15 protein-coding genes are annotated in these 16,318 nt (G+C 67.0%); 12 read left to right on the forward strand and 3 right to left on the reverse strand.

Annotation, left to right across the window (positions count from 1 at the left end; translation table 11 throughout):
* Positions 1–3 precede the first annotated feature (3 nt).
* From mmsB to dgoD, 9 genes are all read left to right on the forward strand, one after another.
* Complete coding sequence (mmsB, locus tag B0E41_RS18725; protein ID WP_077333211.1) at positions 4–1,176, forward strand: multiple monosaccharide ABC transporter permease; 1,173 nt, start codon at positions 4–6, stop codon at positions 1,174–1,176.
* Positions 1,177–1,212: 36 nt separating this feature from the next.
* Positions 1,213–2,739, forward strand: coding sequence for a sugar ABC transporter ATP-binding protein (locus B0E41_RS18730; RefSeq protein WP_077333213.1), 1,527 nt, complete (start codon positions 1,213–1,215; stop codon positions 2,737–2,739).
* Entirely contained in the window at positions 2,732–3,775 is a 1,044-nt protein-coding gene (locus B0E41_RS18735; RefSeq protein WP_077333150.1) for an ABC transporter permease, read from the forward strand. Before B0E41_RS18730 ends, B0E41_RS18735 begins: the two co-directional genes overlap by 8 nt.
* Entirely contained in the window at positions 3,772–4,800 is a 1,029-nt protein-coding gene (yjfF, locus tag B0E41_RS18740; protein WP_077333152.1) for a galactofuranose ABC transporter, permease protein YjfF, read from the forward strand. Before B0E41_RS18735 ends, yjfF begins: the two co-directional genes overlap by 4 nt.
* 22 nt (positions 4,801–4,822) lie before the next feature.
* Positions 4,823–6,556, forward strand: coding sequence for an IlvD/Edd family dehydratase (locus B0E41_RS18745; RefSeq protein ID WP_077333154.1), 1,734 nt, complete (start codon positions 4,823–4,825; stop codon positions 6,554–6,556).
* Positions 6,557–6,563: 7 nt separating this feature from the next.
* A complete protein-coding gene (locus B0E41_RS18750) occupies positions 6,564–7,496 on the forward strand; it encodes a dihydrodipicolinate synthase family protein (protein WP_077333156.1) in 933 nt (310 codons plus the stop codon).
* A 1-nt stretch (position 7,497) separates the two neighbouring features.
* Positions 7,498–8,475 carry a 2-dehydro-3-deoxygalactonokinase gene (locus B0E41_RS18755; protein ID WP_077333158.1) on the forward strand — a complete coding sequence of 326 codons (978 nt, stop codon included), beginning with the start codon at positions 7,498–7,500 and terminating at the stop codon, positions 8,473–8,475.
* Between the two features lie 124 nt (positions 8,476–8,599).
* The gene (locus B0E41_RS18760) at positions 8,600–9,244 is read left to right on the forward strand and encodes a 2-dehydro-3-deoxy-6-phosphogalactonate aldolase (protein WP_077333160.1); all 645 of its coding nucleotides are present in this window, start codon (positions 8,600–8,602) and stop codon (positions 9,242–9,244) included.
* Positions 9,245–9,280: 36 nt separating this feature from the next.
* Positions 9,281–10,429 carry a galactonate dehydratase gene (dgoD, locus tag B0E41_RS18765; protein ID WP_077333162.1) on the forward strand — a complete coding sequence of 383 codons (1,149 nt, stop codon included), beginning with the start codon at positions 9,281–9,283 and terminating at the stop codon, positions 10,427–10,429.
* Positions 10,430–10,516: 87 nt separating this feature from the next.
* Here the strand turns inward: dgoD and B0E41_RS18770 are convergent, their stop codons facing one another.
* Positions 10,517–11,425 carry a phosphoribosylaminoimidazolesuccinocarboxamide synthase gene (locus B0E41_RS18770; protein ID WP_077333164.1) on the reverse strand — a complete coding sequence of 303 codons (909 nt, stop codon included), beginning with the start codon at positions 11,423–11,425 and terminating at the stop codon, positions 10,517–10,519.
* Positions 11,426–11,641: 216 nt separating this feature from the next.
* On the opposite strand from B0E41_RS18770, the gene B0E41_RS18775 reads away from it, so the two are divergent.
* Together B0E41_RS18775 and B0E41_RS18780 are read left to right on the forward strand one after the other, a co-directional pair.
* The gene (locus B0E41_RS18775) at positions 11,642–12,106 is read left to right on the forward strand and encodes a type II toxin-antitoxin system Phd/YefM family antitoxin (protein WP_171984817.1); all 465 of its coding nucleotides are present in this window, start codon (positions 11,642–11,644) and stop codon (positions 12,104–12,106) included.
* A complete protein-coding gene (locus B0E41_RS18780) occupies positions 12,103–12,681 on the forward strand; it encodes a DUF6036 family nucleotidyltransferase (RefSeq protein ID WP_077333168.1) in 579 nt (192 codons plus the stop codon). Before B0E41_RS18775 ends, B0E41_RS18780 begins: the two co-directional genes overlap by 4 nt.
* Positions 12,682–12,752: 71 nt before the next feature.
* Here B0E41_RS18780 and fba read toward each other — a convergent pair whose 3' ends face one another.
* The gene (fba, locus tag B0E41_RS18785; protein WP_077333169.1) at positions 12,753–13,817 is read right to left on the reverse strand and encodes a class II fructose-bisphosphate aldolase; all 1,065 of its coding nucleotides are present in this window, start codon (positions 13,815–13,817) and stop codon (positions 12,753–12,755) included.
* Positions 13,818–14,010: 193 nt separating this feature from the next.
* On the opposite strand from fba, the gene B0E41_RS18790 reads away from it, so the two are divergent.
* The gene (locus B0E41_RS18790; RefSeq protein WP_171984818.1) at positions 14,011–14,784 is read left to right on the forward strand and encodes a DUF481 domain-containing protein; all 774 of its coding nucleotides are present in this window, start codon (positions 14,011–14,013) and stop codon (positions 14,782–14,784) included.
* A 45-nt stretch (positions 14,785–14,829) separates the two neighbouring features.
* Here B0E41_RS18790 and pyk read toward each other — a convergent pair whose 3' ends face one another.
* Entirely contained in the window at positions 14,830–16,263 is a 1,434-nt protein-coding gene (pyk, locus tag B0E41_RS18795; RefSeq protein WP_077333173.1) for a pyruvate kinase, read from the reverse strand.
* Positions 16,264–16,318: the final 55 nt, after the last annotated feature.

The following is a 16,318-nucleotide window of genomic DNA, read 5'->3' on the forward strand; positions in this document are numbered from 1 at the left end:
GCCGTGGCCCACCACGGCAAGTCGCCGCTGGAACACCTGAAGCACAACTTCCGCGAATACGGCATGTTGATCACGCTGGTGGCCATCATGGGCTTCTTCCAGTACATGACCGACGGCACACTGATGCAGCCGCTCAACCTGACCAACCTGGTGCTGCAGAACAGCTACATCGTCATCATGGCGCTGGGCATGCTGCTGGTGATCGTGGCGGGCCACATCGACCTCTCGGTGGGCTCGGTCTGCGGCTTCATCGGCGCGCTGGCCGCGGTGCTGATGGTGGAATACGAGTGGCACTTCGTGCCGGCCTCCATCGTATGCCTGCTGTGTGGCGGCCTGATCGGCGCGGCGCAGGGCTGGTTCGTCGCCTTCTCGCGCATCCCCTCCTTCATCGTCACGCTCGCGGGCATGCTGGTGTTCAAGGGCCTGGCGCTGGCGCTGCTGGCCGGCCAGTCGGTGGGCCCCTTCCCTGATGCCTTCCAGATGCTCAGCTCGGGCTTCATCCCCGACCTGTTCAACACCGAAGGCCTGCGCCTGACCTCGCTGCTGCTGGGCGTGGCGGTGGCCGCGGCGCTGACGGTGGCCGGCGTGCGCGCCCGCGCCAACCGGCTCAAGCACGGTGTGCACGCCGAACCCACCGTGTTCTTCCTGATCAAGACCGCCGTGTTCGCCGCGCTGCTGATCTATTTCGCCTACCTGATGGCCTCGTACAAGGGCCTGCCCAACGTGCTGATCGTGATGGCGCTGCTGATCGTGCTGTTCGACTTTGTCACCAGCCGCACCACCATTGGCCGCCGCATCTACGCCATGGGCGGCAACGAGAAGGCAGCCAAGCTCTCGGGCATCAAGACCGAGCGCCTGTCGTTCTACGCCTTCGTCAACATGGGCGTGCTGGCCGCACTGGCCGGGCTGGTGTTCGCCGCGCGGCTGAACACCGCCACGCCCAAGGCCGGCCTGGGCTTCGAGCTCGACGTGATCGCCGCCTGCTTCATCGGCGGGGCCTCGGCCTCGGGCGGCGTGGGCAAGGTGATGGGCGCGGTGATCGGCGCTTTCATCATGGGCGTGATGAACAACGGCATGTCCATCCTGGGCATCGGCATCGACTACCAGCAGGTCATCAAGGGCGTGGTGCTGCTCGCGGCGGTTCTGGTGGACGTCTACAACAAGAACAAAGCCTGATCGACCGTGCGCCTGTCGACCAAGCCCCCCTTGCCCATGAATGCGACAACGCCCCCCCCCGTGCTGGAGCTCACGGGCATCCACAAGCAGTTCTCGGGCATTCCTGTGCTGCGCGACGTGCAGCTGCGCCTGTACCCGGGCGAGATTCATGCGCTGATGGGGCAGAACGGCGCGGGCAAGTCCACGCTGATCAAGGTGCTCACCGGCGTGCTGGAGGCCAGCGGCGGAAAGATGCGGCTGGGTGACCAGTCCGTGTGGCCGGATTCTCCGCGGGCCGCGCAACGCCTGGGCATCAGCACCGTGTACCAGGAGGTCAACCTCTGCCCCAACCTCTCGGTGGCGGAGAACATCTTCGCCGGGCGCTACCCGCGCCTCGGCCTCGCGCAGGGCTTTCGCATCGACTGGGCCACGCTGAACCGGCGCGCTCGCGAGCTGGTGGCGCGCATCGGACTGGACATCGACGTGACGCGGCTGCTGTCCGACCACCCGGTGGCGGTGCAGCAGCTGGTGGCCATTGCGCGCGCGCTCAGCATCGAGTCGCGCGTGTTGATCCTCGACGAACCCACCTCCAGCCTGGACGACGACGAGGTGCAGAAACTGTTCGAGGTGCTGCGCCGCCTGCGCGACGAGGGTCTGGCCATCGTCTTCGTGACGCACTTCCTGAACCAGGTCTACGCCATCTCCGACCGCATCACCGTGCTGCGCAACGGCAGCTGGGTGGGCGAATGGCCGGTGGGCGAGTTGCCTGCGCAGGCGCTGATCGCCGCCATGCTGGGCCGCGAGCTGGCCGCGCAGTCCACCGAGGCGCCCGTGCCACCCGTGTTCGACGAGGCCGCGCCGGCCCTGCTGCAGGCCGAAGGCCTGGGCCAGAGCGGCCAGCTGCAGGCGGTGGACCTGCGGGTGCGCGCGGGCGAGGTGGTGGGCTTGGCCGGCCTGCTGGGCGCGGGCCGCACCGAGCTGGCGCGGCTGCTGTTCGGCCTGGAGACGCCCGACCGCGGCGTGCTGCGCATCAACGGCCAGACCGTGGCGTTTTCCAACCCCATGGACGCGATCCGCCACGGCCTGGCGCTGTGCCCCGAAGAACGCAAGACCGACGGCATCGTGGCCGAGCTCTCGGTGCGCGAGAACATCGCGCTGGCGCTGCAGGCGCGCATGGGCATGGGCAAGTTCCTCTCGCGCGCCGAGCAGACCACGCTGGCCGAGCGCTACGTGAAGTTGCTGGGCATCAAGACCGAGAGCGTGGACAAGCCCATCGGCCTGCTCTCGGGCGGCAACCAGCAAAAAGCCATCCTGGCGCGCTGGCTCGCCATCGAGCCGCGCCTCTTGATCCTGGACGAACCCACGCGCGGCATCGACGTGGCCGCCAAACAGGAAATCATGGAACAGATCCTGCGCCTGGCGCAGGCCGGCATGGCCGTGCTGTTCATCTCGTCCGAAATGAGCGAGGTGGTGCGCGTGGCGCACCGCATCGTGGTGCTGCGTGACCGCCGCCTGGTCGGTGAATTGCCCGCCGGCAGCAGCGAAGACGCCGTCTACGAAATGATTGCCGCCGAACATGTCTGAAAACAATCCCTTCGGCGCCGCGATGCGCCACCGGCTGGCCTGGCCGCTGATCACGCTGGCACTGCTGCTGGTCGTGAACACGGTGTTCAACAGCAGCTTCCTGCACATCGAGTGGCGCGACGGCCACCTCTACGGCAGCCTGATCGACATCCTCAACCGCGCCGCGCCGCTGGTGCTGGTGTCGCTGGGCATGACGATGGTGATCGCCACGCGCGGCATCGACATCTCGGTGGGCGCGGTGGTGGCCATCGCCGCGGCGGTGGCGGCCTGGATGATCGGCGGCTCGGTGGCGGGCACCGAGAGCCGCTTTCCCTTGCCGTTCGCCCTCCTCGGTGCCATCGGCGTGGCCGCGCTGTGCGGCCTGTGGAACGGCGTGCTGGTGGCCAAGGTCGGCATGCAGCCCATCATCGCCACGCTGATCCTGATGGTGGCCGGGCGCGGCATCGCCCAGCTCATCACCGACGGGCAGATCATCACCATCTACTACAAGCCGTTCTTCTTCCTGGGCGGGGGCTACCTGTTCGGCCTGCCGTTCTCGGTGTTCATCGTGGCGGCCGTGTTCGCCGCGCTGTACCTGGCGGTCACGCGCACGGCGCTGGGCCTGTTCGTGCAGGCCGTGGGCATCAACCCCACCGCCGCGCGCGTGGCCGGCGTGCAGGCGCGCCGCCTGATCATCGCGGCCTACGCCTTCTGCGGTGTGTGCGCGGGCATCGCCGGGCTGCTGATCAGCTCCAACGTGAAAAGCGCCGACGGCAACAACGCCGGCCAGTTGCTGGAGCTCGACGCGATCCTGGCCGTGACACTGGGCGGCACGGCGCTGACCGGCGGTCGCTTCAGCCTGGTGGGCAGCGTGATCGGTGCGCTCATCATCCAGACCCTGACCTACGCCATCTACTCGCTGGGCGTGCCGCCCGAGATCAACCTCGTGGTCAAGGCCGTGGTGGTGTTCCTCGTGATGCTGCTGCAGTCGCCCGAGTTCCGGGCCGAGGTGGGCGTGCTGGTGCGCCGGCCGGGCGCGCAGGGAGTCTCGTCATGAGCGTCGTGCCCACGCCGCTCAACGCCACGAGTACCGCGGCACCCACGCCGACCACAGCCACGCGCATGAACCCCAAGTTCCTGCCACTGATCGCCACGCTCTCGCTGTTCGTGGCCATGGCCAGCCTGGGCTCGGTGCTCTACACCGGCTTCTTCTCGGCCCAGGTGTTCCTCAACCTGCTGATCGACAACGCCTTCCTGATCATCGTCGCGGTGGGCATGACCTTCGTGATCCTCTCGGGCGGCATCGACCTCTCGGTGGGCTCGGTGGTGGCGCTGAGCACCATGGTGCTGGCCACGCTGGTGGAACACCGGGGCTGGAGCCCGGCGGTGGCGATCCCGCTGGTGCTGCTCATGGGCACGGCCTTCGGCGCCTTCATGGGTTTCCTGATTCAGCGCTACCGGCTGCAGCCCTTCATCGTCACGCTGGCGGGCATGTTCCTCGCACGCGGCCTGTGTTACCTCATCAGCATCGACTCGATCAGCATCACCAACGAGTCGTTTTCCGAGCTGTCGCAGTGGCGCCTGCCGCTGTGGGAAGACGCATCGCTCTCGCTGGGCGCGGTGATTGCCATCGCCGTGCTGCTGGCCGCGGTGTTCATCGCGCACCACACGCCGTTCGGCCGCGCGGTCTACGCGGTGGGCGGCAACGAACACTCCGCCGTGCTGATGGGCCTGCCGGTGCGCCGCACGCTGGTGGGCGTGTACACGCTCTCGGGTTTCTGTTCGGCCCTGGCCGGCGTGGTCTTCACCTTCTACATGCTCTCGGGTTACGGCCTGCATGCCGTGGGCATGGAGCTCGACGCGATCGCCGCCGTGGTGATCGGCGGCACCCTGCTCACCGGCGGTGTCGGCTATGTGGCCGGCACGCTGTTCGGCGTGCTGATGCTCGGAATCATCCAGACCCTGATCGCCTTCGACGGCACGCTGAGCTCCTGGTGGACCCGCATCGTCGTCGGCATCCTGCTGTTCGTGTTCTGCCTGCTGCAACGCCTGCTGACGCACCGCACGTCGCGGCCCTCCTGATTCCCCTCTGAGCCCACCCACCATGACCACCCCCAAGCGCAAACTCCGCTCCGCCGAATGGTTCGGCACCGCCGACAAGAACGGCTTCATGTACCGCAGCTGGATGAAGAACCAGGGCATTCCCGACCACGAGTTCGACGGCCGCCCCATCATCGGCATCTGCAACACCTGGAGCGAGCTCACGCCCTGCAACGCGCACTTCCGCAAGATCGCCGAACACGTCAAGCGCGGCATCTACGAGGCCGGCGGTTTCCCGGTGGAGTTCCCGGTGTTCTCCAACGGTGAATCGAACCTGCGCCCCACCGCCATGCTCACGCGCAACCTCGCCAGCATGGACGTGGAAGAAGCCATCCGAGGCAACCCCATCGACGCCGTGGTGCTGCTGGTGGGCTGCGACAAGACCACCCCCGCCCTGCTGATGGGCGCGGCCAGTTGCGACGTGCCGGCCATCGTTGTCACTGGCGGCCCCATGCTCAACGGCAAGCTCGAAGGCAAGGACATCGGCTCGGGCACGGCGGTGTGGCGGCTGCACGAATCGCTGAAGGCGGGCGAGATCAACGAACACCAGTTCTTCGCGGCCGAGGCCGGCATGTCGCGCTCGGCCGGCACCTGCAACACCATGGGCACGGCCAGCACCATGGCCTGCATGGCCGAGGCGCTGGGCACCTCGCTGCCGCACAACGCGGCGATTCCGGCGGTGGATTCACGCCGCTACGTGCTGGCCCACATGTCGGGCAAGCGCATTGTGGAGATGGCCCACGAAGGGCTCACGCTCTCGAAGATTCTCACGCGCGAGGCGTTTGAAAACGCCATCCGCACCAACGCCGCCATCGGCGGATCGACCAACGCGGTGATCCACCTGAAAGCCATTGCGGGCCGCATCGGCGTGCCGCTGGAGCTGGAGGACTGGACGCGCATCGGCCAGGGCACGCCCACCCTGGTGGACCTGCAGCCTTCGGGCCGCTTCCTGATGGAAGAGTTCTATTACGCCGGTGGCCTGCCCGCCGTGCTGCGCCGCCTGGGCGAAAACAACTTGCTGCCGCACCCCGACGCGCTCACCGTCAACGGCAAGACCATGTGGGACAACGTGCGCGAAGCCCCTCAATACAACGACGAGGTGATCCGCACGCTGGACAACCCGCTGATCGCCGACGGCGGCATGTGCATCCTGCGCGGCAACCTGGCGCCGCGCGGCGCGGTGCTCAAGCCCTCGGCGGCCTCGCCCGAGCTGCTCAAACACCGGGGCCGTGCCGTGGTGTTCGAAAACCTGGAGCACTACAAGGAACGCATCGTTGATGAGAACCTGGACATCGACGCCAGCTGCGTGATGGTGATGAAGAACTGCGGCCCCAAGGGCTACCCCGGCATGGCCGAGGTGGGCAACATGGGCCTGCCGCCCAAGCTGCTGCGCCAGGGCGTGAAAGACATGGTGCGCATCTCCGACGCCCGCATGAGCGGCACCGCCTACGGCACCGTGGTGCTGCACGTGGCGCCCGAAGCCGCCGCCGGTGGCCCGCTGGCCGCCGTGCGCGACGGCGACTTCATCGAACTCGACTGCGGCGAGGGCCGCCTGCACCTGGACATCAGCGACGCCGAGCTGGCCGAGCGCCTGGCCGCGCTGGCCAACACCGACATGGGCGGGCGCGGCGGTTACCAGCGCCTGTACGTGGACCACGTGCTGCAGGCCGACGAAGGCTGCGATTTCGACTTCCTGGTGGGTTGCCGCGGCTCCGCCGTCCCACGCCATTCACACTGATCCGACCATGACTTCTTCCCCCCGCACGCCGCGCTACCGCGGCATCTTCCCCGTCGTGCCCACCACCTTCCATGAAGACGGCACGCTCGACCTGGAGAGCCAGAAACGCTGCCTCGATTTCATGATCGACGCCGGCTCCGACGGGCTGTGCATCCTGGCCAACTTCTCAGAGCAGTTTTCGCTGTCCGACGACGAACGCGAGACGCTCACCCGCTTGTCGCTGGAACATGTGGCCGGGCGCGTGCCGGTGATCGTCACCACCACGCACTACGGCACCGCGGTCTGCGCCGCGCGCAGCCGGCGCGCGCAGGACATGGGCGCGGCGATGGTAATGGTAATGCCGCCCTACCACGGCGCCACCTTCCGCGTGCCCGAGCCGCTGATTTATGAGTTCTATGCGCGGGTCTCGGACGCCATCGGCATTCCCATCATGGTGCAGGACGCACCCGCCAGCGGCACCGTGCTCTCGGCCCCCTTCCTCGCGCGCATGGCGCAGGAGATCGAACAACTCGCCTACTTCAAGATCGAGACGCCGGGCGCCGCCAGCAAGCTGCGCGAGCTGATCCGCCTGGGCGGCGACGCCATCGAAGGCCCGTGGGACGGCGAAGAAGCCATCACCCTGCTGGCCGACCTCGACGCTGGCGCCACCGGCGCCATGACCGGCGGCGCTTTCCCCGACGGCATCCGCCCCATCATCGAAGCCCACCGCAACGGCCACGTCAACCGCGCCTTCGAGCTCTACCAGCGCTGGCTGCCGCTGATCAACCACGAGAACCGCCAGGGCGGCATCCTGACCGCCAAGGCGCTGATGAAGGAAGGCGGCGTGATCGCCTGCGAGGCCGGCCGCCACCCCTTCCCGGCCATGCACCCTGAGGTACGGCGCGGCCTGATCGACATCGCGCGGCGGCTCGACCCGCTGGTCCTGCGCTGGAGAGGGTGAGATGAGCGCCGAACTGAACCAGGGTGACCCCCCAGCGCTGATCGCGCTCGACTGGGGCACCAGCTCGCTGCGCGCCTACGCCATGGGCGCGGACGGCGCGGTGCTGGCCACGCGGCGCAGTGAACACGGTGTGATGCACCTGCCCACCGGCCCCAACGTTCACTCGCCGGCCGACGCCTTCGAGCTGGCGCTGCAGCTGCTGTGCGGCGACTGGCTGGCCGCCCACCCACAGGCCACGCTGATCGCGTGCGGCATGGTCGGCAGCGCGCAGGGGTGGCGTGAGGCTCCCTACCGGCCACTGCCCAGCCGCGAGGCCGATCTGGCGGACGCGGTGACCTTGATCGAACGCCCCGGTGGCCAGGCACTGCACGTCGTGCCCGGCCTGCTGCAGGCTGGCGAACTGCCCAATGTGATGCGCGGTGAAGAGACCCAGATCATGGGCGTGCTGCAAAGCTGGAGCGACGAGGGCCGCGCGCCATCGCGGCTGCTGGTCGGCCTGCCGGGCACGCACACCAAGTGGGCCTGGGTCGAAGACGGCGCAGTCACCCGCTTCGAGACCTTCATGACCGGCGAGGTCTACGCCGCGCTCTCACAGCACACCATCCTGGGCCGCACCATGGTGCTCGGCGGAGAGCACGACGAACCGGCCTTTGCGCGCGGCCTGCGCGTGGCGCGTTCACCGCTGGGCGTTTTGGGCGTGCTCTCGACGGTCTTCAGCGTGCGCACCCTCGGGCTCACCCACCAGCTCACCGGCGGCGCCCAGTCCGACTACCTGTCCGGGCTGCTGATCGGGCACGAGGTGGCGGCGCTGGCGCCCGCGCTGCAGGACGGCACCGAGGTGGTGCTGTGTGGCGAGCCGGTGCTGTGCATGCGCTACGCGTCCGCGCTGGAAGCGCAGGGCCTGCCGACACCCGAGATCCGCTCCGGCGTGACACCCCTGGGCCTGTGGCGCATCGCCCAGGCCGCTGAGCTCGTATGACCCCCCCGCGCCGCTTCGCGTCACCCCCCAAGGGGCGGCACCAGCCGTCTGGCAAAGCCAGCCCGGCGGTGCCACTGGGTGGTGTTGCTTCGCGCGTCGCGCGCCGCTGCCCTGGAACACCGACATGAACATCCATCTCCCCTTTCACCAGGCCCTGTCTGAGTGCGGCCTGATCGCCATCCTGCGCGGCCTGCGGCCCGAAGAGGCCATCGCCATCGGGCGCGCTTTGTACGACACCGGCTTTCGCGTCATCGAGGTGCCGCTGAATTCGCCCGACCCGCTGCGCAGCATCCGCGCGCTGCGCGACGCCCTGCCGGCCGACTGCCTGATCGGCGCCGGCACCGTGTTGCAGCCCGAGTCCTGCGCCGAGATCGCTGACGCCGGTGGCGAGCTGGTGGTGATGCCGCACAGCGACCCCGCGGTGATCCGCGCGGCCAAGGCCGCCGGCCTGGCCTGCGCGCCCGGCGTGGCCACACCCACCGAGGCCTTTGCCGCGCTGGCCGCGGGCGCCGACGTGCTCAAAATGTTTCCCGCCGAAGCCCTGGGCCCCGTTGGCCTCAAGGCCTGGCGTGCGGTGCTCACGCCGCCCATCGCCATCGTGCCGGTGGGCGGCATCGTGCCCGCGTCCATCGCGCCCTACCTGGCGGCGGGCGCCACCGGCCTCGGCCTGGGCTCCGCCCTCTACCGCCCGGGCGACACGCCCGAACAGGTCGCCACCCAGGCCGCTGCTTTCGTCCAGGCCTGGCGTGCCGCACGCAGCAGCACCTGAACCCACGTTTTTGCGCCCCATCCTTCCGGCCCCACCATGAAGATCACCCGCCTCACCACCTACATCGTTCCACCGCGCTGGTGTTTCCTGAAGATCGAGACCGACGAAGGCATCGTCGGCTGGGGCGAGCCGGTGCTCGAAGGCCGTGCCCACACCGTGGCCGCCATGGTCGAGGAACTCGCTGACTATCTGGTGGGCAAGGACCCGCGCCACATCGAAGACCACTGGACGGTGATGTACCGCGCCGGCTTCTACCGCGGCGGCGGCATCCACATGAGTGCGCTGGCCGGCATCGACCAGGCGTTGTGGGACATCAAGGGCAAGGCCCTGGGTGTGCCGGTGTCCGAACTGCTCGGCGGCAGCGTGCGCGACCGCATCCGCGTCTACAGCTGGATCGGCGGCGACCGCCCCAGCGACACCGCCGCCGCCGCCCAAGCGGCCGTTGAGCGCGGCTTCACCGCCGTCAAGATGAACGGCACCGAAGAGCTGCAGTTCATCGACACCCACGACAAGGTGGAACGCTGCCTCGCCAACGTGGCCGCGGTGCGCGAAGCCGTGGGGCCGAACGTCGGCATCGGGGTGGACTTCCATGGCCGGGTGCACAAGCCCATGGCCAAGGTACTCATCAGGGAACTGGAACCCTACAAACTCATGTTCGTCGAAGAGCCGGTGCTGAGCGAACACCACGAAGCACTCAAGGAGCTGGCCCATGTGGCGACCATGCCGATCGCGTTGGGCGAGCGGCTGTACACGCGCTGGGACTTCAAGCGCATCCTGTCCGAGGGCTATGTGGACATCATCCAGCCCGACCCGTCACACGCCGGCGGCATCACCGAGACCCGCAAGATCGCGGCCATGGCCGAGGCCTACGACGTGGCGCTGGCGCTGCACTGCCCGCTCGGCCCCATCGCGCTGGCGGCCAACCTGCAGATCGACGCCGGTTGCTACAACGCCTTCATCCAGGAACAGAGCCTGGGCATCCACTACAACGCCGCCAACGACCTTCTGGACTACGTGAGCAACCCCGAAGTCTTCGCCTACGAAGACGGCATGGTGAAGATCCCCACCGGGCCGGGCCTGGGCATCGAGGTGAACGAGGCCTACGTGCAGGAACGCGCCGCCGAAGGCCACCGCTGGCGCAACCCGGTCTGGCGCCACAAGGACGGCAGCTTCGCGGAGTGGTGACACGGGTTGGCTGTCCATGTGTTCACTGCGTGGGCCCATGAAAAAACCCGGGCAAGCCCGGGTTTTTTCATGGGAATGGAAGGCGGCTCAGCCCATCAGCCGCGTCAACGCTTCCTGGTACTTCGCCGCCGTTTTTTCGATCACTTCCTTGGGCAGGCGCGGCGAGGGCGCGGTCTTGTCCCAGGGCTTGCCGTTGACCTTGGCGGTCTCCAGCCAGTCGCGCAGGAACTGCTTGTCGTAGCTCGGCGGGTTCTGTCCCACCACGTAGCTCTCCAGCGGCCAGTAGCGCGAGGAATCGGGCGTGAGCACCTCGTCCATCAGCACCACGTTGCCAGCCTTGTCCAGGCCGAACTCGAACTTGGTGTCCGCGATGATGATGCCCTTCTGGAGCGCGATCTCGGCCGCCGCCTTGTACAGCGCGATCGCCTTGTCGCGGATCTGCGCGGCAACGTCGGCGCCGACCATGGCCACCGTCTGTTCAAAGGTGATGTTCTCGTCGTGTTCGCCCATCTCGGCCTTCGCGGCGGGCGTGTAGATCGGTTCGGACAGCTTGCTGGCGTTCAGCAGGCCCTCGGGCAGCGGTACGCCACAGACCGAGCGGTTTTCCTGGTATTCCTTCCAGCCGCTGCCAGCGAGGTAACCGCGCACCACGGCCTCGACGGGGATGGGTTTGAGGCGCTGGACCAGCATGGAGCGGCCGGTGATCTGGGGCGCCTCGGCCGCCGAAACCACGCTCTCGGGCGCGTCGCCGGTGAGGTGGTTCGGGCAGATGTTCAGGCCCTTGGGGCCGAGTTGGTCGAACCAGAACAGCGAGAGCTTGGTGAGCAGGGCGCCCTTGCCGGGGATGGGCTCCCCCATGATCACGTCAAACGCGCTGATGCGGTCGGAGGCCACCATCAGGATGCGGTCGTTGCCCACGGCGTAGTTGTCGCGCACCTTGCCGCGCGCGAGCAGGGGCAGGGAGTGGAGGGCGGAGGTGTGGAGGGCGGAAGTCATGATCGGCGCGAAAAGGTGACAGCCAAGAAAAAAGCCCGGTGACCGAACAGTCAACGGGCTCCGAACCATTCCGGGCGATTATCGCAGGTCAGGCCTGCGGCAGGCCGGCCAGAAATGCGCGGCGCGCTTTGTAGGTCTGCACCCCGTACAGACATCGCACAGATGCATGACCACAGAAATTTTGTCCAAAATAGACAAAGTTGGTACATTGGCGGCATGAAACAGATCACGTCCAGCGCCGCCAAGCAGAACTTCGGAGAACTGCTGGATGCTGCCGCGTTGGCGCCTGTGGCCATTGAGCGGCACAAAAAGATCAGGGCCATCGTCTGTTCTCCGGAAGAATTCCAGCGGCGCACCGGGCAGGCCACACAGCTGGCCGAGCGGCGCGCGGCCAGGGCTGCGCAAGCGCTGGTGGAGAAAGACCGCCTCATCAAACACCAGCGCCTGGCGATCCATTTGTTGCTGGCACCCCGGGCACAGCAGAAGGCGCTGATTGCGAACGCACAGCAAGAGGTGGCCCGGTGGCGGCGCGACCACCTCTGCAGCGCCGACTACAGCGACCGCTGGGATGCACTGCTGAAACTGCCCGTCAAGGAACTCGCGCAGGCCATGGGTTCCGAAAGCCTCGACTGGGGCACGGCCCTGCGCCAAAACTCGCCCTGGCACGGAGTGCCGGTATGAAACGGGCCCATTTGTTCACCCTGTTTGAGCAGGCCCGGCAACTGACCGGGCACCAGGACTACGTGGTGGTCGGCAGCCTGGCCATCCTGGGCACCCAGGACGAGGACGAACTGCCTGCCGACATGTCCATGTCGGTGGACATCGATTGCTACACCAAGGCCGACCCCGGCCGCATCTTCGACGCCCAGGGCCCGCTCGGTGAAGGTTCGGTGTTTCACCAGGCCCACGGCTATTACCTCGACGCGGTGTCGCCCAGCCTCCCCAGCCTGCCCGATGGCTGGGAAGACCGCATGAGCCGTATCGAACAGGACGGCCTGCGCATCTGGTTTCTCGATCCCGATGACACGGCGATCTCGAAGTACGCGCGCAGCCAGCCCAACGATCTGCGGTGGATTCGCGCCGGCCTGCTGTCGGGCCTGATTTCATTGCCCAGGGTCCGTGCCCGAATGGCCACGACCTTGTTTCTTGACGAAGAAGAGGCCTTGCGCGTCAAGACCCAGGTGGCCACGGACACGGCCTGGTTCGAGGACATCAAGACAGCGCGATCAACCCCTGTGAAGCGCGAACCCCTCTGAAGTGGGCCACACAAAAACAAAGAGGCCACCTCACGGCGGCCTCTTTGTCTGTGCGCAGGATCTGGCCGGGGTCAGACCACCTTCTGCGCCAGCTCACCCTGGGCGTACTTCGCCGCCATCACGCTGAGCGTGTCGCCCTTGATCTTGGCGCCCTGGCCTTCGCAGCCGAATTCGATGTAGCGCTGCTTGCAGATCGCCTTGGCGGCTTCGCGGGCGGGCTTGAGCCATTCTCGGGCGTCGAACTTTTCCGGGTTCTCGGCCAGGAACTTGCGCACCGCACCGGTCATGGCCATGCGGATGTCGGTGTCGATGTTGATCTTGCGCACACCGTGTTTGATGGCTTCCTGGATCTCGGCCACCGGCACGCCCCAGGTCTGCTTCATCTGGCCGCCGTACTGGTTGATGATCGCCAGCAGGTCCTGCGGCACGCTGGAGCTGCCGTGCATCACCAGGTGGGTGTTGGGGATGCGGGCGTGGATTTCCTTCACGCGGCTGATCGCCAGGATGTCGCCGGTGGGCGGGCGGCTGAACTTGTAGGCGCCGTGGCTGGTGCCGATGGCAATCGCCAGGGCGTCGAGCTGGGTGGCCTTCACAAACGTGGCGGCTTCTTCGGGGTCGGTCAGCATCTGGGAATGGTCCAGCTTGCCTTCGGCGCCGATGCCGTCTTCTTCGCCCGCGTCACCGGTTTCCAGGTTGCCCAGGCAGCCGAGTTCACCTTCCACGGTGACGCCGCTCCTGTGCGCCATCTCGACGACCTTGCGCGTCACGTCGACGTTGTAGTCGAAGCTGGACGGTGTCTTGCCGTCTTCCTTGAGCGAGCCGTCCATCATCACCGAGCCGAAGCCCAGGCCGATGGCGCCTTCGCAGACCTTGACGCTGGTGCCGTGATCCTGGTGCATCACCATCGGGATGTGCGGGTACATCTCGGCGGCGGCCTGGATCAGGTGCTTGATGAAGGCCTCACCCGCGTATTTGCGGGCGCCAGCGCTCGCTTGCAGGATGACGGGAGCGCCGACCTCGTCGGCCGCGGCCATGACGGCCTGCACCTGTTCGAGGTTGTTGACGTTGAAAGCCGGAATGCCGTAGCCGTTGGCCGCAGCGTGGTCGAGCAGTTCGCGCATGGAAACGAGAGCCATGAAATTCCCCTAAAGCAAAGTTGGTAACCGGTCTGTAACTCGTGGGGAATTTTACCGCCCGTGCATGAGGCCATGGCGGCTTTGAGATCGCTCGCAACGCGCAGACACCATTCGTCACAAAACGCCAGGGAACTGCGACCTGCAAACCATGACCCTTCATGTTCCATACCAACAGGAAGAGGAAGGACCATTCATGCCCATGCCATGCCGCACCCTGATCGTGACGCTGATGTCTGCCGCGACGCTGCTCGTGCCCACGCTTTCGCCGGCCCAGGTCACGCTCATCCCCGATGGGCAGTGGCGCTACCTGCTGACGGCCGGCGCCAACGTCTCGTCCGGCAACAACAAGGCCGGCTCGATGAACCTGGCGGCCGAGGGCGCCCAGCAGACCCCGGGCGACAAGTGGACCTGGACCGCCAAGGCCGACCGGGCGAAGAACGCGGGCGTGGCCACCACCGAGCGCTACGGCCTGCGCACCCAGTACGACCGTGATCTGTCGCCCGACTGGTTCGGCTTTGGTTCGGGCGAAACCCTGCGCGACAAGCTGGCCAACATCGCGGCCCGCCATTCGCTGGCCAGCGGCGTGGGGCGACACGTCTGGCGCGAAGACAGTGGCTACTTCGACGTGTCCGGAGGTCTGGGTTTTTCGCACGATCGCTACGTCAAACCCACCAGCATCGGTGGCACTCCTCGCGACACCTACGGCCGGCTGGAATTGGTGCTGACGGAGGAGTCCAGCCACCGGTTGACCGACAGCACCAGCCTGCGCCAGAAGTTCAGCCTGTACCCGGACCTGCGTGAATCGGGCCGGTACCGCGCGGTGCTCGACACCGGCCTGACCGTGGCCATGACCGACACCATGAACGTCACGGCGGGCCTGAGCTACCGCCACGACAGCAAGCCCGGCCCCGATATCAAGAAGGGCGACGCGATGTTTGTGACCGGGGTGTCGTTCCGGCTGGATTGACTTCAGCCCCCACGCTCCGCCGCTGCGCGGCGCAGGGGGTGCGATTTACACCGCTCTGCAGATCTTCAGCGTGTTCGTGCCGCCGGGCTGGCCCATGGGCTCGCCCACGGTGATGGCGTACACGTCGCCGCTTTGCACGATGCCCTTGGCCTTCAGGTGCGCCTCGGCGTCGGCCAGGGCGGTGTCGCGGTCGGCGCTGGTGTCCATGAGCAGGGGGCGCACGTTGCGGTAGAGCGTCATCTTGCGCTGCGCCGTGAGGCTGGAGGTGACGGCGTAGATCGGCATGCGCACGTTGTGCCGGCTCATCCACAGCGCGGTCGAGCCCGACTCGGTCAGCGCCACGATGGCCTTGGCGCCCAGGTGGTGGGCAGTGAAGAGTGCGCCCATGGCAATGGACTGGTCGATGCGCTTGAAGGTCTTGCCCTTGAAGTCGGCACTGAGTTCGGCGTATTCGGCCTTCTCGGCCTCCTGGCAGATGTTGGCCATCTCGCGCACGGTCTCCAGCGGGTATTTGCCGGCGGCGGTTTCGGCGCTGAGCATCACGGCGTCGGTGCCGTCAAGCACGGCGTTGGCCACGTCGCTCACCTCGGCGCGCGTGGGCACCGGGTTGACGATCATGGACTCCATCATCTGCGTGGCGGTGATGACCACTTTGTCCATTTCGCGCGCCATCTTGATCATGTGCTTCTGCAGACCGGGCACGGACGCGTTGCCCACTTCCACCGCCAGATCGCCGCGGGCCACCATGATGCCGTCGGACACCTTGAGAATGTTGGCCAGTTCGGGAATGGCCTCGGCGCGTTCGATCTTGGCGATCAGCGCCGGCTTGTGGCCCACGGCCTCGCCGGCCACGTTGCAAAGCTGGCGCGCCAGCTCCATGTCGGTGGCGTTCTTGGGGAAACTCACCGCCACGTAATCGGCCTTCAGGCCCATGGCGGTCTTGATGTCGTCCATGTCCTTGGCGGTCAGGGCCGGCGCGGTCAGGCCGCCGCCCTGCTTGTTGATGCCCTTGTTGTTGGACAGCTCGCCGCCGAGCTTCACGGTGGCGTGCACCGCCGGGCCGACCACCTTGTTCACCGTCATCAAGATCAGTCCGTCGTTGAGCAGCAAGGTGTCACCGGCCCGCACGTCACGCGGCAGTTCCTTGTAGTCCAGACCCACGCCGTCGATGTCGCCCAGCTCGGTGCGCGAAGCGTCGAGCACAAAAGACTGCCCCGGCTCCAGCATCACTTTGCCGGCGGCGAACTTGCCCACGCGGATTTTGGGACCCTGCAGGTCGGCCATGATGCCGACCTCGCGCCCGGCGCGCTGGGCCGCCTCGCGCACCAGGGTGGCGCGGTCGATGTGGTCCTGCGCGGTGCCGTGCGAGAAGTTGAGCCGTACCACGTTCACCCCGGCGCGGATCATGGCCTCCAGCAAGACGGGATCGCTCGAAGCGGGACCGAGGGTGGCGACGATTTTGGTGGCGCGTTGGGGCATGTTTGTCTCCTGGGGATGGAACGGCGGATTCTGTAATTTGGTTTCGCATTATGTT

The sequence above is a fragment of the Hydrogenophaga sp. A37 genome, assembly GCF_002001205.1.
Lineage (GTDB): Bacteria > Pseudomonadota > Gammaproteobacteria > Burkholderiales > Burkholderiaceae_C > Hydrogenophaga.